This is a genomic window from Nitrospirota bacterium (genome assembly GCA_016207885.1).
In the GTDB taxonomy this organism is placed as follows: domain Bacteria; phylum Nitrospirota; class Thermodesulfovibrionia; order UBA6902; family UBA6902; genus JACQZG01.
In genome coordinates, this window is the sequence record JACQZE010000005.1 from 89822 (window position 1) to 115584 (window position 25763).

At 43.4% G+C, this 25763-nt stretch carries 23 protein-coding genes; 12 read left to right on the forward strand and 11 right to left on the reverse strand.

Going from position 1 to position 25763, the window contains the following annotated elements; all coding sequences use genetic code 11:
- The first annotated feature begins 72 nt into the window (after positions 1 to 72).
- From HY807_04360 to HY807_04375, 4 genes are all read left to right on the forward strand, one after another.
- Positions 73 to 696 (forward strand): 3'-5' exonuclease, encoded by a 624-nt coding sequence (locus HY807_04360; protein ID MBI4825635.1) that lies wholly within the window; start codon positions 73 to 75, stop codon positions 694 to 696.
- 30 nt (positions 697 to 726) lie between these two features.
- Entirely contained in the window at positions 727 to 1266 is a 540-nt protein-coding gene (gene rsmD, locus HY807_04365) for a 16S rRNA (guanine(966)-N(2))-methyltransferase RsmD (GenBank protein ID MBI4825636.1), read from the forward strand.
- A gap of 24 nt (positions 1267 to 1290) precedes the next feature.
- On the forward strand, positions 1291 to 1782 hold the full coding sequence (gene coaD / locus HY807_04370) for a pantetheine-phosphate adenylyltransferase (GenBank protein ID MBI4825637.1): 492 nt from the start codon (positions 1291 to 1293) through the stop codon (positions 1780 to 1782).
- 63 nt (positions 1783 to 1845) lie between these two features.
- Positions 1846 to 2721, forward strand: a complete 876-nt coding sequence (locus HY807_04375; protein MBI4825638.1) for an EamA family transporter — start codon at positions 1846 to 1848, stop codon at positions 2719 to 2721.
- Here the strand turns inward: HY807_04375 and miaA are convergent.
- From miaA to HY807_04395, 4 genes are read right to left on the reverse strand one after another with little or no spacing between them, the layout of a single operon-like run.
- Positions 2705 to 3658, reverse strand: coding sequence for a tRNA (adenosine(37)-N6)-dimethylallyltransferase MiaA (gene miaA / locus HY807_04380; GenBank protein ID MBI4825639.1), 954 nt, complete (start codon positions 3656 to 3658; stop codon positions 2705 to 2707). The two genes, HY807_04375 and miaA, sit on opposite strands and share 17 nt — an antisense overlap.
- 13 nt (positions 3659 to 3671) lie before the next feature.
- Positions 3672 to 5396, reverse strand: a complete 1725-nt coding sequence (mutL, locus tag HY807_04385; GenBank protein MBI4825640.1) for a DNA mismatch repair endonuclease MutL — start codon at positions 5394 to 5396, stop codon at positions 3672 to 3674.
- A gap of 24 nt (positions 5397 to 5420) precedes the next feature.
- On the reverse strand, positions 5421 to 6896 hold the full coding sequence (locus tag HY807_04390; protein ID MBI4825641.1) for a B12-binding domain-containing radical SAM protein: 1476 nt from the start codon (positions 6894 to 6896) through the stop codon (positions 5421 to 5423).
- Positions 6889 to 7875: a glycosyltransferase family 2 protein gene (locus HY807_04395; protein MBI4825642.1), complete on the reverse strand. Its 987-nt coding sequence runs from the start codon at positions 7873 to 7875 to the stop codon at positions 6889 to 6891. Before HY807_04395 ends, HY807_04390 begins: the two co-directional genes overlap by 8 nt.
- A gap of 142 nt (positions 7876 to 8017) precedes the next feature.
- Here HY807_04395 and HY807_04400 point away from each other — a divergent pair, with 142 nt between their 5' ends.
- Complete coding sequence (locus HY807_04400) at positions 8018 to 8431, forward strand: DUF2914 domain-containing protein (GenBank protein ID MBI4825643.1); 414 nt, start codon at positions 8018 to 8020, stop codon at positions 8429 to 8431.
- 170 nt (positions 8432 to 8601) lie between these two features.
- Positions 8602 to 8994 (forward strand): SWIB/MDM2 domain-containing protein, encoded by a 393-nt coding sequence (locus HY807_04405; GenBank protein ID MBI4825644.1) that lies wholly within the window; start codon positions 8602 to 8604, stop codon positions 8992 to 8994.
- Positions 8995 to 9068: 74 nt separating this feature from the next.
- On the opposite strand, the gene HY807_04410 is transcribed toward HY807_04405, so the two are convergent.
- The 3 genes from HY807_04410 to HY807_04420 all read right to left on the reverse strand — a co-directional run bounded on the left by HY807_04410 (position 9069) and on the right by HY807_04420 (position 13315).
- Positions 9069 to 10445, reverse strand: a complete 1377-nt coding sequence (locus tag HY807_04410; GenBank protein MBI4825645.1) for a TrpB-like pyridoxal phosphate-dependent enzyme — start codon at positions 10443 to 10445, stop codon at positions 9069 to 9071.
- A 150-nt stretch (positions 10446 to 10595) separates the two neighbouring features.
- Positions 10596 to 11207, reverse strand: coding sequence for a porin family protein (locus tag HY807_04415; GenBank protein MBI4825646.1), 612 nt, complete (start codon positions 11205 to 11207; stop codon positions 10596 to 10598).
- A gap of 194 nt (positions 11208 to 11401) precedes the next feature.
- Positions 11402 to 13315, reverse strand: coding sequence for an ATP-dependent metallopeptidase FtsH/Yme1/Tma family protein (locus HY807_04420; GenBank protein ID MBI4825647.1), 1914 nt, complete (start codon positions 13313 to 13315; stop codon positions 11402 to 11404).
- Between the two features lie 201 nt (positions 13316 to 13516).
- Here HY807_04420 and ileS point away from each other — a divergent pair, with 201 nt between their 5' ends.
- The 3 genes from ileS (at position 13517) to HY807_04435 (ending at position 18689) form a co-directional block, all read left to right on the forward strand.
- Complete coding sequence (ileS, locus tag HY807_04425; protein ID MBI4825648.1) at positions 13517 to 16312, forward strand: isoleucine--tRNA ligase; 2796 nt, start codon at positions 13517 to 13519, stop codon at positions 16310 to 16312.
- The gene (gene lspA, locus HY807_04430) at positions 16312 to 16806 is read left to right on the forward strand and encodes a signal peptidase II (protein MBI4825649.1); all 495 of its coding nucleotides are present in this window, start codon (positions 16312 to 16314) and stop codon (positions 16804 to 16806) included. Before ileS ends, lspA begins: the two co-directional genes overlap by 1 nt.
- Positions 16807 to 17051: 245 nt before the next feature.
- A complete protein-coding gene (locus HY807_04435; protein ID MBI4825650.1) occupies positions 17052 to 18689 on the forward strand; it encodes a glycosyltransferase family 39 protein in 1638 nt (545 codons plus the stop codon).
- Positions 18690 to 18692: 3 nt separating this feature from the next.
- Here the strand turns inward: HY807_04435 and tsaD are convergent, their stop codons facing one another.
- Entirely contained in the window at positions 18693 to 19679 is a 987-nt protein-coding gene (tsaD, locus tag HY807_04440; GenBank protein ID MBI4825651.1) for a tRNA (adenosine(37)-N6)-threonylcarbamoyltransferase complex transferase subunit TsaD, read from the reverse strand.
- 815 nt (positions 19680 to 20494) lie between these two features.
- On the opposite strand from tsaD, the gene HY807_04445 reads away from it, so the two are divergent.
- Positions 20495 to 21238: a triose-phosphate isomerase gene (locus HY807_04445; protein MBI4825652.1), complete on the forward strand. Its 744-nt coding sequence runs from the start codon at positions 20495 to 20497 to the stop codon at positions 21236 to 21238.
- Between the two features lies 1 nt (position 21239).
- On the forward strand, positions 21240 to 21593 hold the full coding sequence (gene secG / locus HY807_04450) for a preprotein translocase subunit SecG (GenBank protein ID MBI4825653.1): 354 nt from the start codon (positions 21240 to 21242) through the stop codon (positions 21591 to 21593).
- 13 nt (positions 21594 to 21606) lie between these two features.
- Here the strand turns inward: secG and folP are convergent, their stop codons facing one another.
- Genes folP through HY807_04465 form a run of 3 tightly spaced genes read right to left on the reverse strand, consistent with a single transcriptional unit; the run spans position 21607 to position 24090 of the window.
- Positions 21607 to 22509: a dihydropteroate synthase gene (gene folP / locus HY807_04455; GenBank protein ID MBI4825654.1), complete on the reverse strand. Its 903-nt coding sequence runs from the start codon at positions 22507 to 22509 to the stop codon at positions 21607 to 21609.
- Complete coding sequence (locus HY807_04460; GenBank protein MBI4825655.1) at positions 22463 to 22990, reverse strand: YceI family protein; 528 nt, start codon at positions 22988 to 22990, stop codon at positions 22463 to 22465. The genes folP and HY807_04460 overlap by 47 nt, the downstream gene beginning before the upstream one ends.
- A 56-nt stretch (positions 22991 to 23046) precedes the next feature.
- Complete coding sequence (locus HY807_04465; GenBank protein ID MBI4825656.1) at positions 23047 to 24090, reverse strand: radical SAM protein; 1044 nt, start codon at positions 24088 to 24090, stop codon at positions 23047 to 23049.
- Positions 24091 to 24469: 379 nt separating this feature from the next.
- On the opposite strand from HY807_04465, the gene HY807_04470 reads away from it, so the two are divergent.
- Positions 24470 to 25756, forward strand: a complete 1287-nt coding sequence (locus HY807_04470; protein MBI4825657.1) for a hypothetical protein — start codon at positions 24470 to 24472, stop codon at positions 25754 to 25756.
- The last annotated feature ends 7 nt before the right edge of the window (positions 25757 to 25763 follow it).

Sequence of the window (25763 nt, forward strand, 5' to 3'; positions counted from 1 at the left end):
TCTCTATTATTGACGATATCAGAGATAAACGGTTAAACTTGTTCATAATCTTTTGATGGTTCATTGATTTCTATGGATAGACCTTTAGATGAACACACATTTGTTGTTGTTGATGTTGAGACGACAGGAACTTCGACATTTGACCGGATTTGTGAAATCGGGCTTACAAAGATTATTAATGGTGAAATTGTTGATAAATTAGAGACACTTATAAACCCCTGTGTCAATATAACAAACACCATTTATCACGGCATACAGGACTGGATGGTTGAAGATGCGCCTCTATTTATTGATGTTGCCGGGAAGATATCAGGATTTATTCATAATACTGTTTTGGTTGCACATAACGCCCCGTTTGATATGAGGTTTATTCGATATGAGCTTCAGCGTTTGGATACTGACCTTTCTCATAATGCTATTTGCACATTAAAGTTATCAAGACAGCTTCATCCGGATTATCCTTATCATCGGCTTGATTATTTGCTTGAGAGGTATCAGATCGTTAATGAATGCCCTCATCGTGCAGGCACAGATGCTGATTCTGAGGCAAAGCTCTTTCTTGAGATAAAGAATAAGCTTAAAAGTAAGGGACTTGGAACATTGAAGTCTTTAGGTTCGTACAACCATGTATGGTGTGAGAACATATATCTGAAAAACCAGGGTAATGGCAGCCTATTGACACGGGACGATCTGTGAATTTATCTCCTCATTTAGGGTCATTTATTTATGAAAGAACGAAACAATGATAAAGGCAAGTCTTTAAGGCCCACATCAAACAGGGTCAGGGAAGCCCTCTTTGACATTATTAGAAGCAGGGTGGAAAATGCGCGGTTCCTTGACCTTTATGCAGGCACTGGAGCGGTAGGTTTTGCTGCTCTTAAAGAAGGTGCGTCAGAGGTCTTTTTTGTTGAGGTCGCCAAGAAGAATATTGTAGAGATCAACAAGGCTATTGAGAAAAAAGAGCTTGGCGGGCAAACAAAGGTTATATCAAGAAAAGTGTCGTCATTTATTGAATGGGCGGAAGAAGAAGGGTTGAGCTTTGACATTATATTCATTGATCCTCCTTATCATACAGATGAGATCAACAAGGCTATGTCTGCCATCGGTAAGTCAGGCATTTTAAAAGAAGACGGGATTGTAATTGCTGAACACTTTGTTAAAATGGAGCTGCCTCAGATGTTTGAACGGCTTGAGAAAACAAAAGATTATCATTACGGAGATACGGTCTTGAGTTTTTACAAGATATCTGAAGATGTTAAAGTATAATGGAATCGGCAGAGGAGGCATGTTTTGAAGAAGACCGCCATATATCCCGGAACATTCGACCCTATTACAAACGGCCACATAGACCTGATCAAAAGGACGTTAAAGATATTTGACAGCGTCATTGTCGCTGTTGCTCCGAGCCGGAAGAAGCAGCCGTGCTTTACTACTGAGGAAAGAATAGAATTGATAAAGTCATCCATGAAAGGGCTTAATGGCGCAAGAGTAGAGTCTTTTGACAACCTTCTTGTTGATTACGCGGACAGCAGAAAAAGCATCGCGCTTGTAAGGGGCTTGAGGGCTGTATCTGATTTTGATTTTGAGCTGCAGATGGCACTGATGAACAGGCGGCTTAATGCAAATATAGAGACGGTTTTTATGACCCCCAGCGGTGAATATATCTTCCTCTCATCCACCCTTGTAAAGGAGATAGCTTTTTTTGGAGGCTCGCTGAAAGGGCTTGTGCCAAAGGCTGTCGAAAAGGCGTTAAAAGACAAGTTCAGGAAACAAAAGGCGTAAGGCACAAAGCAAAAAGCACTGAACTTATATGCCGTTTTCATTTCTTTTATAAAACCAAACAACATGGGCTATCTTAAGATCATAGCGGCTATTCTTATCTGGAGTTCCCTCGGGATATTCGTAAGGAACGCCGGGCTTCCTACGCTAAATACGGTTTTTTATCCGGCTGTGATAGCTCTTGTTCTTCAGTTCCTTATGCTTGCAGCAAAAGGGCAGATAAAAGGCTCTTTAAAGAATGCCGGCTCTGTAAATCATTTATTGATCTTATCCTTTATCCCCTTCCTTTTTCTTGCTAACACGCTTCTCTTTTTCTTTGCTTTCAAACACACGACAATAGCAAACTCGGTGCTCACGCATTATACAGCCCCGATATTTGTAGCAATGCTTGCGCCCGTCTTTCTTAAGGAGAAGATATTCAGGACAACATGGATCGCTATCATGCTTTCATCTATGGGTTTATGGGTTATGTTGGGGAGGCCTGACTTCACTGAAATGCTTTCTGTGAACAATGGAAATACCAGGGGGATCATTGCCGGCGCCTTTTCAGGCGTTGCTTACGCATTTATAATTTTGACTGTGAAAGGGATAGCTTCAAGGTTTTCATCGCTCTTTATCGTTTTTGTGCAGAACTTAGTGGCTGTGTTTGCGCTTCTCCCCTTTATAGCAGGCTCGGAGATGACTTTTCAGGCTCTTCCTTACCTTATAACGATGGGTTTTCTCCATTCGACTATCGCGCCAATATTATATGTAGACGGCATCAGGAGAGTTAAGGCAAATGAAGCTGCGATATTGGGTTACTTCGAACCGGTCGGCGCGATAATCCTTGCGTTCATCTTTTTGCAGGAGGTGCCTGAGCCCGTGGCGCTGCTTGGCGGCGGCCTGATAATCTTATCCGGGATTATGATATTGAGGCAAAAAAAAGTTAATGATCTTTATTGATAATTCTTTTAATCACTTCTATATCATTTAATATTTTTTTAAACACAGCGTTTGAATCATATACTCCGGTCAGATCCACCCAATTTATATCAGGCTCTTTTCTGAACCATGTCATCTGCCTCTTTGCGTAATTCCTCGTCCGCTTCTTGATGAGTTCAACCGCTTCTTCAAGCGGCACTTCTCCGGCAAGATATAGGCTCATCTCTTTATAACCGAGGGCCTGCATGGCTGTCCTGTCCGGCTTTAGCGTAACGAGCCGCAGAACCTCTTCCAGCAGGCCGTCCAGCATCATCTTGTTAACCCGCTTATCTATCAGGCTGTAAAGCTCTTTTCTGTCGCGTGTAAGACCGATTTTGATAAAGGTATACGGTTCAGGTTTTGTATGGCTCTTCTGCTTTTCCGATATCATGTTATCATTAAGCGATACCTCAAGCGCCCTGATGGTCCTTCTCACATCATTCGGTTCTATCTTTTTCGCTGCCTCAGGGTCAAGCCTTTCCAGGTAAGAATGAAGATATCCGTCTCCTTTGAGATGTTCAGTTTCCAGCAATTCATCCCTCAGTTTCCAGTCTGCCGCAGGCCCCTCAAATAATCCGGCTGTCAGTGTTCTGATATATAACCCTGTTCCGCCTACGATCAGAGGGATCTTATTTCTTTGATGAAGTTCGTCGATGAGCTTAACAGCGTTGTCTCTGAAAAGCCCTGCGCTGAACGATTCACCGGGAGAAATAATATCTATGAGGTGATGCTTCACCTCTTTCAGCTCATCAGGAGAAGGCTTTGCAGTGCCGATGTCCATGTGTTTGTAAATCTGCATTGAATCAGCGCTGATGATCTCTGTCTCAAGCGCCTTTGCAAGAAGGATCGATACACCTGTCTTGCCGACGGAAGTGGGGCCGAGGAGAATGATGACGGGTTTATTATAAGGAGAGGTCATTAGTAAATATTTTTTACTTCCTCTTGAACATCTTCTGAAGATCATCCAAGGATAAATATATCTTTGTCGGCCTTCCGTGCGGGCATTTGCCGGGCTCTTTGCATTTCTGAAGGTCATCCATCATTCTTGCTATCTCTTCATTCCCAAGCGGCTCACTTCCCCTCACTGATGTATGGCATGCCAGCCTGGCTGCTATCTTATCAAGCATGGATGCTTTATCTATATCGCCTTTTATGCCGGATGTCTCTTCTTCAAGTATGTTTGACGCGATATCAAGAAGCAGTGACTTTATGTCAGCCTTCTTCAGCTCTTTAGGCATTGATTTGACTATCACGTTATTCCCGCCGAAATCCTCTACTTCAAGCCCGAGTTCCTTAAGAAAGCCTTTATGTTTCGTAATTATGCCGAACTCTTTTACCGGAAGTTCCACCCTGAGGGGCAGGAAGAGCGATTCAGCTTCAACTGAGGCCTTGTTGAGGAACTTCTCATACAGTATCCTCTCATGCGCAGCATGCTGGTCAATGATAAGCAGTCCGTCGTTTGTGCCATGTGCTATAAAAGACTCGCCTATATGAAAGTATGCAGGAACATCAGAAGTGATACCGGATGCGAAGAAGTCGGTCTGGGACTCTCTGACAAGGCCGGCAAGGGATTCTCGGAACCCTGCGCTGTCCCTGCCGTAGCTGAAAGCCTGACCCTTCAGTTCTTCAGACGCTTTATGCGATGAGGTATATACAACGTCTGAACTGCTTTCTGGATTCAGCGCCTCATAAATTGCAGCACCGACAATCTTATGTATCTCATCAGGCTTTTCAAACCGCACCTCGCGTTTTGCAGGATGGACATTTACATCAACCTTTTTGGTATCGATATCAAGGAAGATAAAGTATGCCGGATGCCTGCCGCTTGGAATGCTGTGGCTGTACGCGTTATAGAGAGCATGATTTACAGTCAGGTTCTTCACCGGCCTCCTGTTAACAAATATCGTCTGGTGGCTTCTGCTGGCTCTTGTAAAGTTCTCTCCTGAGGCAAATCCATAGACCTTAATACCGGAACCTTCCTTATTTATTTCGATAAACTCTTCTGCAAGCTCTTCGCCATAAAGCTGGCCAAACCTCTCTTTGAGGCTATGCGCAGATGGAACATTCAATATCTCGCTGCCATTATGAGAAAGTGAAAAGGATATTCCCGGATAGGCAAACGCCTTCTGGATCACGGCCTCGATTATATGTGAAAGTTCAGTAGGTGTACTCTTGAGAAATTTTCTTCTTGCCGGCGTGTTATAGAAGATATCCCTTATCTCAATGGCTGTGCCTTTTAAAGGCGGGGCATCTGCTATATCAATCTCACCCCTTGCCCCGATCTCAAGTTTTGTCCCAACGCCCGCACCTTCAGGTGCAGTAGTCAGCGTGACCTTTGAGACAGATGCTATAGACGACAGGGCCTCTCCCCTGAAGCCGAGGGTGGAGATATTAAAGAGGTCATCTTCAGATGATATCTTGCTCGTGGCATGCCTTTGAAAACATAAGGATACATCTTCCCTGTCCATGCCGCAGCCGTTATCAGATACCTTAATCAGCTTCTTCCCGCCGTGCAGCACCTCGACATCTATCTTTGCGGCGCCGGCGTCAATTGAATTATCCAGCAACTCTCTTACAACCGATGCCGGACGCTCTATAACTTCGCCCGCTGCTATTTTGTTGATGAGGCTGTCAGGAAGAAGGGCGATTTTAGGCATAGCATTAATTCATCTAAGGAAAATTTAACCTTTGATCATCTTCTCAAGAATGATAAAGAACCTGCCGAGGCGCTTGTAAGTCAGATACATATAGATCTCAACAAAGAATTTGTAATTGCGATGTTTCCATCTCCAGAGTGAGAGCTTATGCAAAGGCCCGAAGACCAGCCTGCTCCAGAAATTTCTAAGGAACCTGTCATAACGGAATGCAAGAAATGAATTGATATAAATGGCATGCAGCAACCCCGGGTTTTTGATCCAGGGATTCCTGACCTCATCATTTGTAAAGTTCTTCCATCCCTCAAGATGCGTAGGCGGTTTAAACCCTAACTTTAGCGCCTCTTCATACATCAACGTCCCCGGAAGTGGCACATACGGCTGGATAGGAACCTCAGCTCCCGGATGCCTCCTGCGTATCTCATCTGCAAAGTCGAGCGTTCTGTTCATCTGCTCCTCTGTCTCGCCCGGCAGTCCTATCAAAAGGGAGTATAGAGTGGGGATATTACCCTGTGAGATGACCTTGATACCTTCATCTATCATGCGCCTGTTCTGCCCCTTTCTGATGAATTTAAGCACATCATCATCCGGTGACTCGACGCCGAAGAAGAGGTAGACACATCCGCCTTTCTTAAACTTCTCCAGAAGTTCCGGGGTAAAGGTGTTGATCCTCACATTGGCTATCCATTTGAAATCGAGTTCTCCGAGCAGATCGACAATATTTGCCATTACGTCTTTCCTTCCGGCGAGGAAGGTATCATCATAAAAGGTCATCTTGTTAACGCCGAGATCTTTGAGTTTAAGCAGTTCAGAGCGTATCTTTTCAAGGCTCTTTACCCGGCATACGTTTTTATGGAAATATACATTGTAGCAAAAGCCGCATTTATGCGGGCATCCTCTTGAGGACTCGTATCCTATATTTTCAAGCGTGTCTCCCGACCTTCTTATATATTCAAGCAGTATCTCCTTGCCTTTGCCTTCGTAAGGAAAGGGTAGGCCTTCTATATCCAGAAAGTCACGGTCTTTGTTTAATGTTATCTTCTTGCCTGCCTTCCACCCGAGGCCGTCAATATCACTGAAATCTCTTTTGCCTTCCTGCAATCCGTGCACAAGTTCAAGCAGTGTCTGCTCACCCTCACCCTTTACAACAAAGTCAACCATGTCAGACTCAAGCGTCTGCTCAGCCATCATTGACGGGTGCGTGCCGCCCCAGACAAGGGGTGTATCAGGGCTCATCTTTCTGGCAAGCTTTGCCAGCCTGATGGTATTTTTTATCTGGAAGCAGGTCATTGTGGAAAGGCCTATCATAAGCGGCTTCCTGCTCACCAACTCTTTAAACCGTTCCATCTTATGTATCCTTTCGTCAAAGTACTCGACCTCAATGCCATGCTCTTCAAGATATGCGCCTAAAGAGAGGATAGCAAGGGGCGTCCATGCGTGGTAAGGGAACGGGCTTGCGTTTGCATATGAGAGTACGACCAAGTTCTTTTCCATATTATTCATTGTTTGCCGCCAGTCCTTTTTTGGAGAAAGGATAACTCACTACTCCATAGGCAGCGGCTATCATGATATCAATCCCCAGAATGTAGTTAAGGCAGAGAGCCCTGACCGCGAAAAAGAGCCCGGCCTCTTTGCGCATGAAGTTCCACCATTTTAGATTAGCAAAAAAGAAGATTATTAACAGAAAGATAACAGCATTCTTTAAAACAGGCACAGCAGGCATAAGAAGTAAAAGCACAAAACTGACAAACGCGCACATGGCGGCTATGCCGTTGCTCGGGGCGGTAGGGCCCGCATTGTCAAGCTTCTTCTCCTTAAAAAAGAGGTGTACCCACATGACGGTCCGTTTAAAGTAGTTTCGCATCGCCTGTTTGAAGTTCGCGAACTGGTGCCTTACAAGCATCTTATCGTTAAGGATTATCGGGTCAGTCCTGTTCACCCTTCTTGCAAGCTCAAAATCCTCGACATCAGCCCCTTTGTACGACTCATTATAGCCGCCTATCTCAAGGAAGAAGTCCTTCTTCATGGCTCCGCATCTCGGAGCAAAAACGCTTACCTCCCCGCCTTTCGTTCCTATGAGATGTATATACTCGAACATCGCCATGTAATGCGGCACAAAACCCTTATTCAATGAATTTGTGTCGCATATACCTATCACGCATTTCGCAGAGGGATTGTATTCAAAATAGTCTTTGACCGCCCGTATTGTACCGTCTAAAACCACCACGTCAGAATCAAGGAAGAATATTATATCTCCCTTTGCCTCCCTCACGCCTTTATTCCTTGCCTTTGCGGGGCCGCCGTTTCTCGCCATCTCTATCAGCCTGACAGGATATTTCTTCACAAGCTCAACGGTATTGTCAGTTGAGCAGTCGTCTATTATTATCACTTCCATATCGTCTACAGCCTGTTTGAATATGGAGCCCAGAAGATTTGGGATGAATCTTGAAGCGTTATATGTGGGGATTACGATGGAGATCATTTTTCCAAGTATAAAAATAATGGAGTTATAAAATCAAATATCCCGTTCAATTGCATATGTCATATAATATGCAGTATCATTGACAATTCCATTGTATATTTTTAATATTAAGCCCTGTGAAGCAGCAAAGGAAAAGAAGCGGGTGAAGAAACACAATAACATAACCTGGATAATAGCAGTTACAGCTATTTTGCTTTTAATTACGGCTCCGATCGCTTACTCAGAGCACACTCACAATCTGGAGGTCTCCCGCCTCTTCATCTCCGAGAGTATGCTTGGCAGAGAGCCTGCCATAGCTACAAAGGTCTTCTCATCCGACCTGGAGAAGGTTTACTGTTTTCTCGAGGCGAGAAATATTACCAGAGACACAGTAATCACCTTTGCCTGGTATTATGGTGAAAAAGAGGTCTTAAACATTTCGCTTCCTGTGAGGGAAGGGGCAAGATGGCGGACATACTCCAGCAAGAAACTGGCAGGCCTCAAAGGGGACTGGATGGTTGTGATCAGGGACAGCAATAAGACTGTCCTTGGGAAGGTAAAGTTCATAGTAGAATGATCCCGCGTATTTTTCAGAGTCACATTCAAGGCTGTCTCAAGGCCAACAGTTTTTTCCACAGGGGAATTTACCTTTTTCATATTGCGATAATTGCGTATTTTTCATTGACAAGAGTTTAAAACTTTTGTATGATTTTTGTAACTATATTCAGAGTTCAACGGCATTAGTAAATGCCGCAAAATTTAAGGAGGGTTCGCATGGCAAAAAAGAAGACTGCTAAGAAGAAGGTTGCCAAGAAGAAAACTGCTGCAAAGAAGGTAGCCAAGAAGAAGACCGCCAAGAAGAAAGTTGCCAAGAAAAAAACTGCTAAGAGAAAACCGAATGCTGCATTCATGAAGCCGATGAATATCAGCGATGATCTCGCCGCAGTAGTAGGCAGCAAGCCTATCCCCAGGACAGAAGTCACCAAGAAGCTCTGGGAATACATCAAGAAGAACAAGCTTCAGGATAGCAAGAACAAGAGGAATATCAATGCTGATGCCGCCCTCAAGAAGATATTCAAAGGCAAAGCACAGGTTTCAATGTTCGAGATGACCAAACTGGTCAGCAATCACCTGAGCTAAAGATTACATAGCCAAAACTAAAAAGGCGCTCTGATATATCGGGGCGCCTTTTTAGTTTTCTTATTGAAATATATCTACCTGCTCTTCAGATGCTCCGGCTTCGGATAGTCCTTAAATATCTTTTCAGCTTCTTCCATCTCCTTATCAGAGAGTTCAAAGTCGGTAAGATTATTTGAGAAGTATCTCTCATAGGCGTTGAGATCGAGCATGCCGTGGCCGCTGAAGTTTGCGAGTATGACCTTCTCTTTGCCTTCTTCTTTCGCCTTCTTTGCTTCAGCCACAACCTGCGCTAATGCATGGTTTGTCTCAGGAGCAGGCACGATGCCTTCGGTCCTTGCCCAGAGAATGCCGGCCTTGAATGCTTCGGACTGTTTAACGGATTTAGCCTCTATTATGCCTTCGTCAACAAGCTGGCACACAGTAGGCGCCATGCCGTGATATCTCAGGCCTCCTGCATGGATCGGCGGCGGAATAAAGGCGTGGCCGAGGCTGTGCATGGCAAGCAGCGGTGTGTAGCCGGCAACGTCACCGTGGTCATAAACGAACGGGCCCTTGGTCAGTGTGGGACAGGCCGCGGGTTCAACAGGATATATCTCTATCTTTTTACCATTTATCTTGTCCTGGACAAACGGGAATGCAAGCCCTGCAAAGTTACTGCCTCCTCCAGCGCATCCGATAACTATATCAGGATAATCCCCGGCCTTCTCCATCTGCTTCTTCGCCTCTAAACCGATTATGGTTTGATGCAGGATGACATGATTCAACACGCTTCCGAGAGCGTAACGGGTCTCGCCTGACGGGTCACTTACAGCAGCCTCAACCGCTTCGCTTATCGCAATGCCCAGGCTCCCGGGGGTATCAGGGTATTTCTCAAGAACCTGGCGTCCGGCGTTTGTAAGATTGCTTGGGCTCGGGATGCATTCAGCCCCCCATGCCTGCATCAAGGTCTTTCGGTGCGGTTTCTGGTCAAAGCTTATCCTTACCATAAAGACTTTGCACTCAAGCCCGAACTGGCTCGTAGCAAATGCGAGTGCGCTTCCCCACTGGCCTGCACCTGTCTCTGTAACGAGTTTCTTTATGCCGAACGCTTTATTGTAATATGCCTGAGCTACAGCCGTGTTTGGCTTATGGCTGCCTGCCGGGCTCACGCTCTCATTCTTTAAATATATCTTCGCAGGCGTACCAAGCGCCTTCTCAAGGTTGTAAGCCCTTATTAAAGGGGTCGCGCGCCACATTGAATAGATGTCTAATACCTCTGCCGGAATATCTATCCACCTTTGTGAGCTAACCTCCTGCTCTATCAGGTTCATGGGGAATACCGGTGCAAGTGAATCCGGGCCGACCGGCTTTCCGTCTCTGCCTATGGGCGGGTTCAATTTAATATCAGCAAGGATGTTATACCACTGCTTCGGCATCTCTTCATAGGTCAGGTTGATGTTTCTCTGTTTCATCTCTTCTCCTTTATTAGAAGTTTATTGGCAAAGCGGGATAAAAAATTTTATAGTTACACGGAAGAATTGTCAATAGAACTTGTTTAATTAACGAGACAAAAAAAGGGCCCGGCATAACCGGGCCCTGACTAAACGACATTTAATGATTTGTTATTTAATCGCGTATCTTACTCCTATATAGAAATTGTGACTGGCGTATTCAGAATCTACCTGGATTCCGCTGTCTTCGTATTCCGGGTCAGATGTCCCCATATATCTGTAGCCAAAATCTATGGTCGTTAAATCATTGACAGCATATCCTAAACCTGCTCCAATTTGATAAGCAAACACATTGTCATCGTAGGAATCCACATCATCACTCAGCTCAATATTTGCAAAACCAATTCCACCCGTTATAAATGGCGTAACTGGAGCATCCACTTTAATGTCATAGTAGCCGTTCAGAAGAAAGCTTAATACATTAACTTCACCACTTGGATCAACAGGTACACCTAAAATAGTAACTTTATCGATATCAGCAGAGCGATATGCTACTTCTCCTTCAAGACGTGTATTATTACCGAGGTCATAGCCAACAGCACCTCCAAAAGCCCATCCGGTATCAAATTCGAGTTCAGTGGCGTTAATACCTAAAACTGACAATGTAGAATCACTTGTCAGAGTTGCACCGAGGTTGCCGCTTACATAAGGGCCTTCAGCAGATGCATAAGATGCTGTAAAGACAAATACCATTGCTAACAGAATAACGATAAACTTTTTCATGTGGCCTCCTTAATAATAGGTTGATAAAGAGATTGCTGAATCTTTCTGCAAAACAAAATCCTGAATCCCCACCTCCTTTTTTGGAATATTGGTTCATCAAATTACTTAACAGAATTAATTTCAAAACATAAGATAGCAGAATGGGTATATTTGTTCAACAAAAAAATAGCTTTGGATAAAAAGAAAACAGGGGACTATACTGTAGCTTCAGGCGCGGCGCTTATATCGCCTTGAGGTGCGATATTCGGAGTTTGACCCTTGTTGATATCCAGGCCTTCCGGTCTCTTCGGTTCCACAATCTTAATTACTATCTCCTGCGGTTTAAGTTCCCTGCCTGCTACGATGTCATCAACATCAGCAGCATCAAGGGTTTCCCTCTCCAGCAGGGCATTTGCCAGTTTGATGAGTGTCGCCTTGTTCTCGGTGAGCAGGGCTTTTGAATGTCTGTATCTTTCTAAAATTATACCCTTTACCTCTGCGTCAATATCTTCAGCTGTCTTTTCAGAATAATCTTTATGCTGGGCTATCTCTCTGCCGAGGAATATCTGCTCTTCCTTCTTTCCAAATGTCAGCGGCCCGAGATTTTCGCTCATGCCCCACTCGCATACCATCTTTCTCGCAAGCTCTGTAGCTCTTTCAATGTCATTGCCAGCGCCTGTGGTCAGATGCCCCAGGGCAATTTCTTCAGCAGCCCTTCCGCCCATAAGAACCGCAAGGATATTTAGAATGTGCTCTTTGGAATATGTATATCTGTCGTCAATGGGAAGCTGTTGAGTGACGCCCAGCGCCATTCCTCTCGGTATAATGCTGACTTTATGGATCGGGTCTGCTTCAGGAGTAAGCTTTGCGACAAGCGCGTGGCCTGCTTCATGATGGGCGGTATTCATCTTCTCTTTTTCAGATATGATCATGCTCTTTCTCTCTTTGCCCATCATGATCTTGTCTTTCGCATTCTCGAAATCTATCATCTCAACCTTGGACTTGTTCTGCCTTGCGGCAAGCAATGCAGCCTCGTTCATGAGATTGGCAAGGTCAGCTCCGGAAAATCCCGGCGTGCCTCTTGCGATAACTTCAAGCTCTACCTTCTCGTCGATCGGGATGTTTTTCGCATGGACAGTGATTATTGCGTGCCTTCCCTTTACGTCAGGATGCGGAACAATGACCTGCCTGTCAAACCTCCCCGGCCTTAAGAGCGCAGGGTCAAGCACATCAGGCCTGTTCGTGGCGGCGATAACGATAATGCCCTCGTTAGGGTTAAAACCGTCAAGCTCAACAAGGAGCTGGTTAAGAGTTTGTTCGCGTTCGTCATGCCCTCCGCCAAGGCCGGCGCCTCTGTGACGGCCTACGGCGTCTATCTCATCAATAAATATGATGCACGGCGCATTCTTCTTTGCCTGATCAAAGAGGTCTCTTACCCTTGAAGCTCCGACTCCGACAAACATCTCGACAAAATCAGAGCCGCTTATAGAGAAGAACGGAACGCCTGCCTCTCCGGCAATCGCCTTTGCAAGGAGCGTCTTTCCTGTGCCCGGAGCTCCGACAAGCATGATGCCCTTTGGGATCTTGCCCCCGAGCTTCTGGAATTTCTGAGGGTCCTTTAAGAAATCAATAATCTCCTGGACCTCTTCCTTTGCCTCTTCAACACCTGCCACATCTTTGAAAGTGATCTTCATTCCTTTTTCAGAGACAAGCTTTGCCCTGCTCTTGCCGAATGACAAAGCCTTGTTGCCGCCGGTCTGCATCTGTTTCATGAAAAAGACCCAGAGAACGACGAGCAGAATGATAGGGCCGAAATTAAACAGGACATTAATATACCAGGGAGTTGATTCGGGTTTTGCCGTTATGCTGACCTTCTTGTCGCGAAGTTCTTTGACAAGGTCAGGATAATCAGCAGCATATGTCTTAAAGGTAGCGCCGCCTTTTAATGTGCCGGTGATAAGGTTCTCGGGCTTTGCTATAACCACCTTCTCAACTTTATCCTGCTCAAGCTGAAGGAGAAATTCAGAAAAGGGCATCGCCTCTTCGGTCTTGGAGGTGTCCAGTATGTTAAACATCAGGATCATCATAAGAGCGAACATGACCCATATCAATATTTTCTTGTTCATCATATTAAATAATCTCCGGCATATAATTTAACATATTTATATCATACGGCGCTATTTATACAGAGGCGGCTGCGGTCTTGCCAAGTAATTTCACCATTATATAATGACCTGACATTGCAAGCCGGTTTTCTTGACACATGATACTCAAAGATGTAAACTTTTTATCTTATTCTTTGATAGGCACAGGAGATATGGATAAAGACTATGGCATCAGATTATAAAGATACATTAAACCTCCCCAAAACAGACTTTCCCATGAAGGCCAACCTGACAAAGAAGGAGCAGGAGCTTCTGCATTTTTGGGAGGAGAATGACATATACGGGAGAATCCAGAAAAAAAACAGGGACAATGATAAGAGATATATCCTGCATGACGGCCCGCCGTACGCCAATGGGCATATACATCTCGGACACACACTGAACAAGGTACTTAAAGACATCATCGTAAAATACAAGGCCATGAAAGGCCATTACGCGCCGTTCATCCCCGGATGGGACTGCCATGGTTTGCCGATAGAGCATCAGGTCGATAAAAAACTCGGTTCCAAAAAAGAGACTACGCCTATTATTGAAAAGCGAAAGCTCTGCAGGGAGTATGCTCAGGAGTTTGTTGACATACAAAGAGAAGAGTTTAAAAGGCTTGGCGTATTCGGCGACTGGAAAGACCCGTATATCACGATGTCTTATCACTATGAGGCTTCCATAGTCAGGGAGCTTGGAAGATTCATTGAGCAGGGAGATGTTTATAAAGGGAAGAAGCCTGTTCACTGGTGCCCGAACTGTGTTACCGCGCTTGCAGAGGCTGAGGTGGAATATGCTGATAAAACATCGCCTTCCATATATGTGAAATTCAAGGTCAAAGACTCATTGGGGAAGTTCACCTTTGATGCCGCAGGGACTTTCTTTGTGATATGGACAACTACCCCATGGACGATCCCTGCAAACATGGCTCTTTCATTACACCCGAAATTCATATACCGCAATGTTAAGACACCTGCCGGTGAACTTATTATTGCACAGGACCTGGTTAAAGCCTGTATGGAAAAGATAGGTTATACAGAGGGTGAATATACAGTTTCTGACGGTGAATGGACAGGTTCTGAGCTTGAAGGCATCTTATGCAGCCATCCATGGATAGACCGTGAAGTTAAGACGATACTTGGCGAGCATGTGACATTGGAACAGGGGACAGGGGTTGTACACACTGCTCCCGGTCATGGCGAAGAGGATTATGAAGTTGGCCTGAAGTACGGACTTGATGTCTACGCCCCGGTCAATCAGAAGGGAATCTTTACAGAGGAAGAGAAGGATTTTCATGGCCAATTCGTATTTAAGGCAAATGAAGGGATAATCAGCAGGCTTAGAGAAGAGAATGCTCTTCTTGGGGAGCCGGAAGACATATCACATTCATACCCGCACTGCTGGAGATGTAAAAAGCCCGTTATCTTCAGGGCAACAGAACAGTGGTTCATATCTATGGAGAAGAACGGCCTCAGACAGGCAGCCCTTGATGAGATAAAAAAGACCGAGTGGATCCCGAAATGGGGAATGGACCGGATACTTGGAATGGTTGAGAACAGGCCTGACTGGTGTATATCAAGGCAGCGGTCCTGGGGTGTGCCGATCACAATATTTCAGTGTAAAAAATGCAAGGCGTTTATTACAGATAAATCGGTCATAGATAATGTTGTCAATGAAGTGGAAAAAGCAGGCGCTGATGTATGGTTTGAAAAGCCTGAAAATGATTTAATTCCAAAAGGTTACAAGTGTAACAAATGCGGTTCCGGTGATTTTGAGAAGGAGAAGGATATCCTTGATGTATGGTTTGATTCAGGTGTCAGCCACGCTGCAGTCATGGAGTGGGACCCGAGGCTTTCGAGCCCCGCTGATCTGTATCTTGAAGGCAGCGACCAGCACAGGGGATGGTTTCAGGCTTCCCTCCTCGCCTCAGTCGGCACAAGGGGCAGGGCGCCGTATAAGGCTGTGCTGACCCATGGCTTTGTTGTTGACGGCAAGGGTAAAAAGATGTCAAAGTCGCTTGGAAATGTCATATCACCGCAAGACCTGACCGGCAAACATGGAGCGGAAATACTCAGATTATGGAGTTCCTCTGCTGAGTACAGAGATGACATCAGGATATCGAATGAGATCATTGACAGGCTTGTAGAGGCATACAGAAAAATAAGGAATACAGGCAGGTTCATGCTTGGAAACCTTTATGATTTTGATCCTGCGATTAGTTTCAGCAAAGACGACCTTTCTGAAATGGACAGGCTGGCGATGAGCATGCTTCAAAGCCTGACTGAAAAAGTCAGCAGGTCTTATGAAACATGCTCTTTCCACGAGATCTATCATTCTATATACAGCTTCTGCGTGATCGACATGAGCAATTTCTACCTTGATGTGCTTAAAGACAGGCTTTACACATTTAATGCTGATTCAAAAGAGCGGAGGGCATCGCAGTTTGTTTTGCATAACATATTGATTTCACTAACTAAAATGCTCGCTCCAATTCTTTCTTTTACTGCTGAGGAGATATGGGGCCACATTCCCGGACAAAAGGAAGAGAGCGTATTCCTGAGTGATTTCCCGGAGGTTAACAAAGACTATCTTGACACAGACCTCGAAAAAAGGTGGGTCTTACTCATGAATATAAGAAATGAGGTTAACAAGGCGCTTGAGATAAAGCGTCAGGAGAAGTTCATAGGCAATGCCCTTGAGGCAAAAGTCATTCTTTATGTAAATAGTCAGACCAGTCAACTCCTCGATAAATATAAGGAATTTCTTCATGAACTCTTTATTGTATCCTCTGCTGAAGTCTTTGTTGATGCTGATGCTCCGGATGGGGCTCATAAGAGTGCAACCATAGACGCACTGGCAGTTGCTATTGAAAAAGCTGATGGTGATAAATGCGAAAGGTGCTGGAACTGGAGCATCTCTGTAGGCAAGGATACTGAACATCCAGCGATATGTGAAAAATGCCGTAACGCATTGAGATAATGAAGAAAAACACATTAATTTCTTTGGTAGCTTCTATTGTTGCCATACTTGATTTCATTACAAAAAAGCTGATAGTTGCAACTGTCGATCCAAGTAATGTAATTGATATCCTTCCATTTCTCCGAATTGTTTTGGTAAAAAACACAGGCGCTGCATTCGGTCTTTTTGCATCTTTGGGCAATGCCTTTTTCCTAATAATCACAATTATTGCTATTATCTTTATTATTGTTTACTTGACCAAAATCCCTAAAGGGCTTGAACTCGTTGCGATCTCATTGATTTTGGGCGGTGCTGTCGGAAACTTCATTGATAGGGCTACTATAGGTGAAGTGGTTGATTTTATTGACTTTTATATTGGAGCTTGGCACTGGCCGGCATTTAATGTGGCTGATTCTGCGCTAACTGTCGGGATAACATTGTTTATATGGTCTAATATATTTTGCAGCAAAAAGCATGATATAAAACATGATGAGAAAACTTTAGATAAGATATAATAAAAGATAGAGATGAGCAAGCAACTTGATACAAATAAAATATTCGGTTTAAAAGCCTTTTTTAATAAGCTTAAAAACGGTTCATTAACATGCCTTTTTTGCAAAGAAAAATTCAACAGCTTTAAAGATCTCTGGACACACTTTCTTAGACACTGCAACACCTGATAGCATTGAACAGCCAGTCGTGAGCTGGGTGCCTCTTCATTAATTAGCTTAGTTGCTTTTTCAAAGGATAAGGGCCTTTAATGGGCAGTAAAAGCAAGAAGCAAAGAAAAAAAACGTTGCAGGATTTAGCTTCTTCACCTGTGCGAGATGGTCTGCAAGCTGGGTTATGGATGCGTTTGGATGAAATCATTCTGGGGAATGTTTATCTTATATTGCTTGCTGTAGGCATAATACTTTGCTTTATCCATCTTCATGCCGGTCCACAACCTGGAGATGATGCTTTCATTACTTATCGTTATGTCCGAAATATTGTTTCCGGGCAAGGGGTTGTATATAATTCTGGCGAACGGGTTATGGGGACAACTACCCCATTATACGTTTTGACATTGTCTTTGTTTTCCTTTCTCTTGCGTATAGACAATCTGCCCTGGCTTTCAATTATTATCAATACTTTCTTTAACTTGGTCGCTGTTTTTTTTCTTTGGCAGATCTGTGCGCGTTATCTGGAGAACCGGGTACTTGCTTTGTTTAGCGTGTTACTGTATGTGCTTAACCCTTCAATCATGACTTATTCCTCAGGTGGAATGGAAACTCCTTTATATATTTTGACTGCCATGGCTGCGCTTTATTTTAGCTGTGCTGAATTGTGGCTTTTGGCTGGCCTGAGTGCGGGGCTGCACTTCTTGACTAGGCCGGATGGGGTTATTTTAGTCTTTGCCAGTTTCGTTTATATATGTGTTAAAGCCCCTTCCGTGGCTTGGAAGTATATGATGGTTTTAACGGGTATCGTGTTGCCTTGGTTGCTTTTTTCAGGTTATTACTTCGGCAGCTTTGTCCCGCATTCTGTTTTGGCCAAGGCAAAGGTGTATTATTTAGTCCCTTGGGGGTTTATCACAGTATATTGGTCACAGTTACAATATAGCTTTTGGGGAAGATTGTTTCAGTTCGCTGGCCTAATGAATTTAATAATTCCATTGTTACTCATCTTGCTTTTTGTGGGCTTCGGATGGAAGTTTTTAAGTGTGAAAAAACATATTGGGTATCTTATTATTTCATACCCTGTTTTGTATTTGTCCGTATTTAGTTTGGGCAATCCGCTTTATGCACCTTGGTATGTCACTCCTCTAGAGCCTTTTTTGATTCTGTTTGTGGCAAGCGGCATTTATTTTCTGGCGAAAAAACTTCGGGTTGAGGCTTTTGGAGTGGCGCTTTTATCTTTTATAGTGGTCAGCCAATTGTTTCATTATAATTTGACTCCTGGAATGTGGCAGGGAAAAAATATTTCGCAAGGGACATACGACCCTGCTTGGCTTAGTCCGGTTGCCCGTTGGCGCCAAGATGTACGGGAGGAGTTGTATAAAGAATACAGCTTGCTGCTAAATGAGCAGATTAATGAAAATACGGTCATTGCTCTGCCTGAAATAGGGGCCTTTGGTTATTATTCCAAAGGCAAGATACTGGATACAGCAGGATTGATAAGTCCGGTTGCTTTGCAGTATTATCCTCTAAAAAAAGAGCAGATGGTGGGCAATAACGCCATTCCTCCGCGTTTGATTTATGAACAGATGCCGGATTATATTGTGACTTATACAACATTTATTCTGCGCTCGCTACTGCCTGAAAATGAATTTGCGCAAAAATATGATGTTTTTAAAGTGTCAGAGCAGTTTGATTTTTGGGGACCTACAAAGTTAGTGATATTTAAGAAGAAAAAGTGAAACCTAAAGTGGCAGATAACCTTTTGGATTTAAAGAGAAATCAGCAAAATTTCCTTTATTGTAATGGTGAAACCCTGCAGCTGCGATCATTGCAGCGTTATCAGTACTTAATTCCATAGAAGAGAGATAAACCTCAATACCCTCGCTTTCTGCTCTCTCTTTTACTTTTGTTCTGAGAAGGCTGTTAGCCGAGACACCGCCGGAAAGCGCTATGCTCTTTATGCCTTCATTTTTTGCGGCTTTTATAGTCTTAGTTATAAGCATCTCTATGGCTGCCAACTGAAACCCTGCGGCTATATCTTCTTTTTTGGATTCAGGATTTTCTTTAATGTGGTTCAGTACAGCTGTCTTCAGGCCGCTGTAGCTGAAGTCCAGACTATCAGGAAGAATAGATTTTGGAAATGAAATAGATGATGCATTGCCCTCAGATGCCAGTTTCTCAATTAACGGCCCTCCGGGATAACCTAATCCAAGCAGTTTTGCCACCTTATCAAATGCCTCACCAGCCGCATCATCCCTGGTTCGGCTTACTTCTTTGTAATTCCCAAAGCTATCAACCCTGTAGATACTTGTATGGCCTCCTGAAACCACAAGGGCAATAAATGGGAAATCAGGCCTTGAACTCTCCAAAAACACTGAAGATATATGGCCTTCCAGATGATTTACGGCAATTAATGGCAGATTATTAACATATGAGAGTGATTTAGCAAAACATACACCTATAAGGAGCGATCCGATTAGTCCCGGGCCATGACATACTGCAATAGCGGAGATGTCATGAAAGCCAAGATTGGCAGCAGTCATTGCCTCATCAACAACCGGCCATATCATCTCAATGTGCCTTCTTGAAGCAAGTTCAGGCACTATCCCACCATATTTCTGGTGGATCGCATTCTGGTTTGACACGATGTTGGAAACTATTTTAGAGCCGTCCTCTACGATAGAGGCAGACGTATCATCACATGATGTATCAATTCCCAAAATAAGCATCTGATAGATCTTTCAAGAGGTTATCAACAATGAATAATTATTTTTTTGTAGATACAATTGTATTTAATGCATTTGTGCAGCTTCGGTACATGTACTTATAACATATATTCCCCTAACCTGTCAATTTATAAAAATAAATTTCATTATGTTCCACATGGAACAAACGAAAAGCAGTTTTGGGGAAATGTGGATATGTTGACTGTATGGTTTTAGTCATGATTGTTATCAAGATAATATTCACAACAATAATAAAATTTATTTAAATTACCTATAGCCACATTATGTTCCATGTGGAACACATAGGTGTTCCGTTTAGGAAATATAATATAATCATGAAGCCGGTAAGGCCTAACTAATAATTATTTCAGATACCTATTCATGTGAATTAAACCACCAGAGCTGAAGTCCGGGTGAGGCAATCTTTGGCTTAACCATATTGTAAATAAAGCGGTTATGTTGCTAACACACTTGGGAGAAATATTAATGTATTCCCACTTCATATCATTTTCCTTCTAAACCCAGCTTCTTTTTTAATATCCGTGGCCAGCATTCTTTTTCAGTTAACACATATCGTATTATCCTTTAAAACCAATGAGTTACATGATTGCTCTTCATCGTTTATAATGATTATTTAAATAATTTTCTTAAGTAATCATTGCACAAACATAACCGATTCTGCCTTGTGAAATCACACGATATTGCAGTATATCCTATGGTCTTGATATGTAAGTCACATATCTCGCTGAGGGCGCAGGGCTTTTTATGCCCTTAATCAACTTGACTTTTAAGGCTTTTTACATATAAATTATCTACCTATGCGTAAGCCCTATATAGCAGCTAACTGGAAGATGATGAAGAACATTGCGGAGACCGAGGAGTTTATAAACTCTTTTATCCCGCTCGTTAACGGCATATCTGATGTCGATATCCTTATAGCGCCGCCCTTCACCTCTCTCAGTCTCGCATCGCACCTTCTTCTTCCGACAAATATAAAGCTTGGCGCGCAGAATATGTTCTATGAAGAAAGCGGTGCATATACAGGCGAAATATCAGCTGATATGCTGCTCTTTGCCGGCTGCTCCACGGTCATTATCGGACATTCAGAGAGAAGGCAGTATTTCGGAGAAACTGATGAGACGGTAAACAAGAAGATAAAGATGGCAAGGGATAAAGGCCTTGAGGTGATACTCTGTATTGGCGAGTCACTCCAGGATCGGGAAGCAGGCAGGACATTTGATCTTCTTGGGAGGCAGCTTACGGGTTCTTTGAAAGATATATCCCTCGACGGCATTACGATAGCGTACGAGCCTATATGGGCTATCGGGACCGGAAAGACCGCAACCCCGCAGATTGCAAATGAAACACATACTTTTATCAGAGAATGGCTTAATAAGAACAAGGAACATGCTGCTAGTGTTAGAATACAGTATGGCGGAAGCGTAAAGCCTGAGAATATCGGAGAGCTAATGGCTGAACCTGAGATAGACGGCGCTCTTGTGGGCGGGGCAAGCCTTAAACCCGAGAGTTTTGCTAATATAATAAAAGGAGCAAGAAAATAAAATGTATACATTTTTGGTGGTCTTACATCTGTTAGTCTGTTTTTTCCTTATATTTGTAGTTCTGATACAGAGCAGCAAAGGTGCTGAGATGGGTTCGACATTCGGCGGCGGATCAAGCCAGACACTCTTTGGCGGCAGGGGCGCAACAACATTCCTTGCAAAATTAACAACCTCAGTGGCTATCCTGTTCATGATTACTTCTCTAACCCTTGCGTTCTACTCTATCAAGAGAACATCCATAGTTTCTGATGTCCCGGTTCAGCAAGAGACAAAAGCTCCGCTTGCAGATACGGCCGGGCCTGTAACAGCTACGCCTGACGCTGCGCCTGCAACTGAAACACCGGCAGCAAAGTAATATACGCTATTAGTTAGACATTGCCTGGAATTGATTTGCCTTTAATAGCGTCTGCAATTCTCGCAACCCTGCTCATCTCTTTAACATCATGCACCCTGATGATGTTTGCTCCGTTGAATATGCCTATCGCAACAGCAGAGGCTGTTCCTTCAACTCTCTCGTTTGCCGGAAGGCTGCCGAGTATTTTGCCTATGAACGCTTTTCTTGAGGGACCGAGCAAGATAGGCTTTTCAAAACCTTCGAACTCATTTAAACGTCTTATGATCTCCAGATTATGACCAGCGGTCTTGCCAAAACCAATTCCTGGGTCAATGATGATCTTGTCATCAGAAAGACCGGCTTCCAGCGCAATTTCAATCGATCTTGCAAGATAATCGATTATCTCCGGGATTAACGCTTTATAATAAGGATTCTCCTGCATATTTTTCGGCGTGCCTTTTATGTGCATTATGACAACCGGAAGCTTTTGCCTTGCAACAAGCCCCGGCATCTTTTTATCAAACCTCAGCCCGCTGATGTCATTCACAATTGAAGCGCCTGCATCTATAGCTGCCTTTGCGACTTCTGACTTGTATGTATCTATAGAGATAGGAACCTTAACCTTCCTGGCTATAACTTCGATGATCGGCACTACACGTTCTATCTCTTCAGCGGCAGATATTTTTGCAGCCCCCGGCCTTGTTGACTCCCCGCCGATATCTATTATGTCAGCGCCTTCCAACTCCATCCTGACAGCATGTTCAATCGCAGCTTCTTTATTGGAAAAAAGACCGCCGTCAGAAAAAGAGTCAGGCGTGACATTAAGGATGCCCATAATGCAGGTTCTTTCAGAAAGATCAAAGCTGTGGTTATTCCAGGTCAGTTTCAAGTTAATCAGATATAAGATCCGCTTCAAGATTAAGATTAATCTGAACATCCTTACCAACCATTATTCCGCCATCTAAGGGTTGATTCCATGTCATGCCGAAGTCTTCGCGGTTCAGGCTTGTTGATGCGGTAAATCCTATACATGTCTCGCCGAAAGGGCTATTCACAGGGCCGAGGTATTCAAAATTGAGAGCTATAGATTTTGTTATTCCATGGATGCTCAGGTCGCCTGAGACTTTGCAAGTGTTGAAGCCTGTCTTTTCCGAATTTGTGCTTTTGAATGTGATTGCAGGAAATTTGCCTATGTGAAAAAAATCTTCGCTCTTAAGGTGCTCATCACGCTTGCCTATTCCTGTAAAAAGACTTGATGCCTCTATCGCTAATTCCATAGACAAATTATTTACATCACCTGTGTCAAACTCAATTGTGCCAGATATTTTATTCAACTGGCCGTGGACATAAGCTATCATCATATGCCTGATTGCAAAAGCTGCTACAGAGTGATCAGGGTCTATTATCCACTTAGCCATAGTTAAAGCTCTCCTTTTTTGTTCTATTGATGAGGCATTATCAGTAAGGTTGCGTTCTATATTAAAAAACACTGCGGGTCTTCCGCAAGATAATCACCTTCTCCGGCAATATTTGAATAAGCAAACGCGATCGCCCTGCATCCTCTGCAGTCACTCCACCTTATGCAATTTCCGCATTTACCGTTATATCTCTTTTTATCCCGCAAGGCTTCCAGAACATCTGAAGCTGCCCATACCTCTCTTAATGAATCTCGACGGATATTGCCTATCGGAACCTCTAATCTTCTGCAAGGAAGAAGTGTACCGTCAGAAAGGATGGTTATGCCTGATATGCCTGCCGCACAACCGCCTGAGGGTATGGTGCTCTCATCTTTTTCATATGTTTTCGTCATTGACTGTGAAGCAACAGGATCTCCGGTGACTATTTCGAGCCTGCCGGATTCTATGGCAAATATCTTTTTGTAAAGGGTCGCCGTCTCTTCTGCACTCAGCATCTTATCAACGATGGCCTTTCCACTCCCTGAGGGAACCAGCCTTGAAAAACCGAGCCGTTGCACGCCGAGGCCGGAGGACATTTTGAATATATCCATAAAATTATCCGCATTTAATTTTGATAGCGTAACATTCAGTGTCACTTTCAACCCCGCATCAAGCAGATTTTTTACGCCTCTGACCGAAGCCGCATAACTGCCTTTCCCCCTGATTGCGTCATGCACCGCCTCAGGCCCTTCGATGCTCACCTGAACGCCTTTTACGCCTGCAGATGAAAGCCGTTCTGCCGCCTTTTTATCAATAAGAGTTGCGTTAGTAAGAAGAAAGGCATCAAATTTTCGTTCAGATATTTCATTGAGAATTTCAAAAAGGTCATTGCGCAGCAAAGGTTCTCCGCCGGTTATGTTAAAACTTGATGAAAAGTCTATACCGTATATCTCTTTCCATATATCTATTGTCTCTGATATTTCATCAAGCGCATCTTTCACTTCAGCAAGAGTCATCTCATCGGTTCTCCTTCCCGTCTGATAGCAGTGTTTGCAGTTGAGATTGCATCTTTCGGTAAGATGCCACTGTATGAAAAAATCAAAGATATGATTGATGGACATAATATAGTATGGAACTGTTTAAGATATGATTAAAAAAGAGATATGGCAGAAACCTTACAGCCTTTATTGTAACGCCGCAAAGTCCTGCCATATCTGCCGGCTTTAGCTGCTGGACCAGCAACTATGAACTCTTTCAACCCTTTCACTTGCGGCATACCTTGCCAGGATTCCCGGTGTCTCTCTTCTTCAGGCTTTCCCAGAAGGCTGCCTCTTTCTGAAGCGCTTCTTTGCTAAATGGTTTCTTCATCCTGCCCTCACCCCCTTTCATTGTGATTTGAACCGCTATGACTTCATCATATCAATTTCCGCCACTGCAAACAAGGGTGGAAAACTGAATAACTTCTTGAATTCTTGATTGTTATTTGCTAAGGTGTAACCTATGATAACCACAAAAAGGCATTTGTCCAGGAATCGCCATAAAGCATGGTGCGTTTTATTATTTTTAGTCTTATTTTTTTCATTCAGTTTTGTATCTCTTTCTGAAGCTGCCACTTTGGATAAGGAAATAGCAGAGGCCTACATTAGTGCTGATTACAAAAAAACCGTAAAACTGCTCGAAGAACAGATCAATCAACTTAAGGATAAAGGTACAGATAGTAAAGCGAGAAGATCATCCGAGTTGTATCAAAAAGAACTGCTGCTCGCTCATATTTATGCATGGAAGCTCAATAAATATGATGTTGCGCTGGCAAAATATCAGAAGTTAGATGAACTAAGACAGCCTCATAATGGAAGCGATGAATTCCCTTCCATCGAACTTCTTTATATTGCGGAAATATATGAAAAGACGGGTAAACCCGAAAAAGCTCAAGAATCCTATCAAAATCTTTTAAAAGAGTTGAATTACTCACTTGAGAAAGAACATGACGATGTTTCAATTATCATGAACGAGGAATTAACAAGATTTATCAGTTACCAGATAGACGGGATGAATTTAAGTAAAAAGATTAAGCCGCTTTTGCCAAAGCTAAAACTATCATCCTTTTTGACATCTTCAGCAATTTCCCCATTCTTGACGATTGTGTTAGTTCCTACAGCACAGTATGACTTAACTATTGCGGTAAAAACTGATATGGCAGAGTATATAAAACAAAGCCCTGCAAATCTTAATTCAATGTTTTTGAACTATGGGCTTATAGTAACTGCTTCCGCAGGCACAGTGGATGAATCTTCAGAGCAGGCGATGGAAGCCTATACCCTGAAGTACCCGGAGAGTTACTATTCGCTATTGTTAAGATATATGTTCTATAAGTTTTACAAAGAAAGCGGTCAGGATGCAAAAGCTGTAAAACTTTTGAGTGAACTTAAAAAAATAGCACAAAAAAGAGGAATAGAGATAATCACAGAGCCTGACAAAAGATTTTCAAGCCCTGAAAAGACTTGGGCGATTTATAAAAAAGCTTTTAGAGAAGGAGATGTTGATACATTAGCAGAGTGTTATGTTCCCGGCGTAGGTATCACAATGAAGGCGTTTAAGGAAGTCGGCAAAGATAAGATGAGAGAGATTGGCGAAACAATGGGCGATATAGAAAAAATAACCGGCAATGAAGAATCAGCAAAGTACAGAATTAAGAGAAAAGAGACATACCAAAACAAAGAGTATGATATCGGCTATTCTATTAATTTCCAAAATATTGATGGAGAATGGAAGATGTATGATTTTTAGGAGAGTT

Coding starts and splice junctions, on each gene's coding strand:
- HY807_04360 (MBI4825635.1), top strand. CDS start 73: ATGGATAGACCTTTAGATGAACACACATTTGTTGTTGTTGATGTTGAG.
- rsmD (MBI4825636.1), top strand. CDS start 727: ATGAAAGAACGAAACAATGATAAAGGCAAGTCTTTAAGGCCCACATCA.
- HY807_04375 (MBI4825638.1), top strand. CDS start 1,846: ATGGGCTATCTTAAGATCATAGCGGCTATTCTTATCTGGAGTTCCCTC.
- miaA (MBI4825639.1), bottom strand. CDS start 3,658: ATGACCTCTCCTTATAATAAACCCGTCATCATTCTCCTCGGCCCCACT.
- mutL (MBI4825640.1), bottom strand. CDS start 5,396: ATGCCTAAAATCGCCCTTCTTCCTGACAGCCTCATCAACAAAATAGCA.
- HY807_04390 (MBI4825641.1), bottom strand. CDS start 6,896: ATGAATAATATGGAAAAGAACTTGGTCGTACTCTCATATGCAAACGCA.
- HY807_04395 (MBI4825642.1), bottom strand. CDS start 7,875: ATGATCTCCATCGTAATCCCCACATATAACGCTTCAAGATTCATCCCA.
- HY807_04405 (MBI4825644.1), top strand. CDS start 8,602: ATGCCGCAAAATTTAAGGAGGGTTCGCATGGCAAAAAAGAAGACTGCT.
- HY807_04410 (MBI4825645.1), bottom strand. CDS start 10,445: ATGAAACAGAGAAACATCAACCTGACCTATGAAGAGATGCCGAAGCAG.
- HY807_04415 (MBI4825646.1), bottom strand. CDS start 11,207: ATGAAAAAGTTTATCGTTATTCTGTTAGCAATGGTATTTGTCTTTACA.
- HY807_04420 (MBI4825647.1), bottom strand. CDS start 13,315: ATGATGAACAAGAAAATATTGATATGGGTCATGTTCGCTCTTATGATG.
- ileS (MBI4825648.1), top strand. CDS start 13,517: ATGGCATCAGATTATAAAGATACATTAAACCTCCCCAAAACAGACTTT.
- lspA (MBI4825649.1), top strand. CDS start 16,312: ATGAAGAAAAACACATTAATTTCTTTGGTAGCTTCTATTGTTGCCATA.
- HY807_04435 (MBI4825650.1), top strand. CDS start 17,052: ATGGGCAGTAAAAGCAAGAAGCAAAGAAAAAAAACGTTGCAGGATTTA.
- tsaD (MBI4825651.1), bottom strand. CDS start 19,679: ATGCTTATTTTGGGAATTGATACATCATGTGATGATACGTCTGCCTCT.
- HY807_04445 (MBI4825652.1), top strand. CDS start 20,495: ATGCGTAAGCCCTATATAGCAGCTAACTGGAAGATGATGAAGAACATT.
- secG (MBI4825653.1), top strand. CDS start 21,240: ATGTATACATTTTTGGTGGTCTTACATCTGTTAGTCTGTTTTTTCCTT.
- folP (MBI4825654.1), bottom strand. CDS start 22,509: ATGTTCAGATTAATCTTAATCTTGAAGCGGATCTTATATCTGATTAAC.
- HY807_04460 (MBI4825655.1), bottom strand. CDS start 22,990: ATGGCTAAGTGGATAATAGACCCTGATCACTCTGTAGCAGCTTTTGCA.
- HY807_04465 (MBI4825656.1), bottom strand. CDS start 24,090: ATGTCCATCAATCATATCTTTGATTTTTTCATACAGTGGCATCTTACC.
- HY807_04470 (MBI4825657.1), top strand. CDS start 24,470: ATGATAACCACAAAAAGGCATTTGTCCAGGAATCGCCATAAAGCATGG.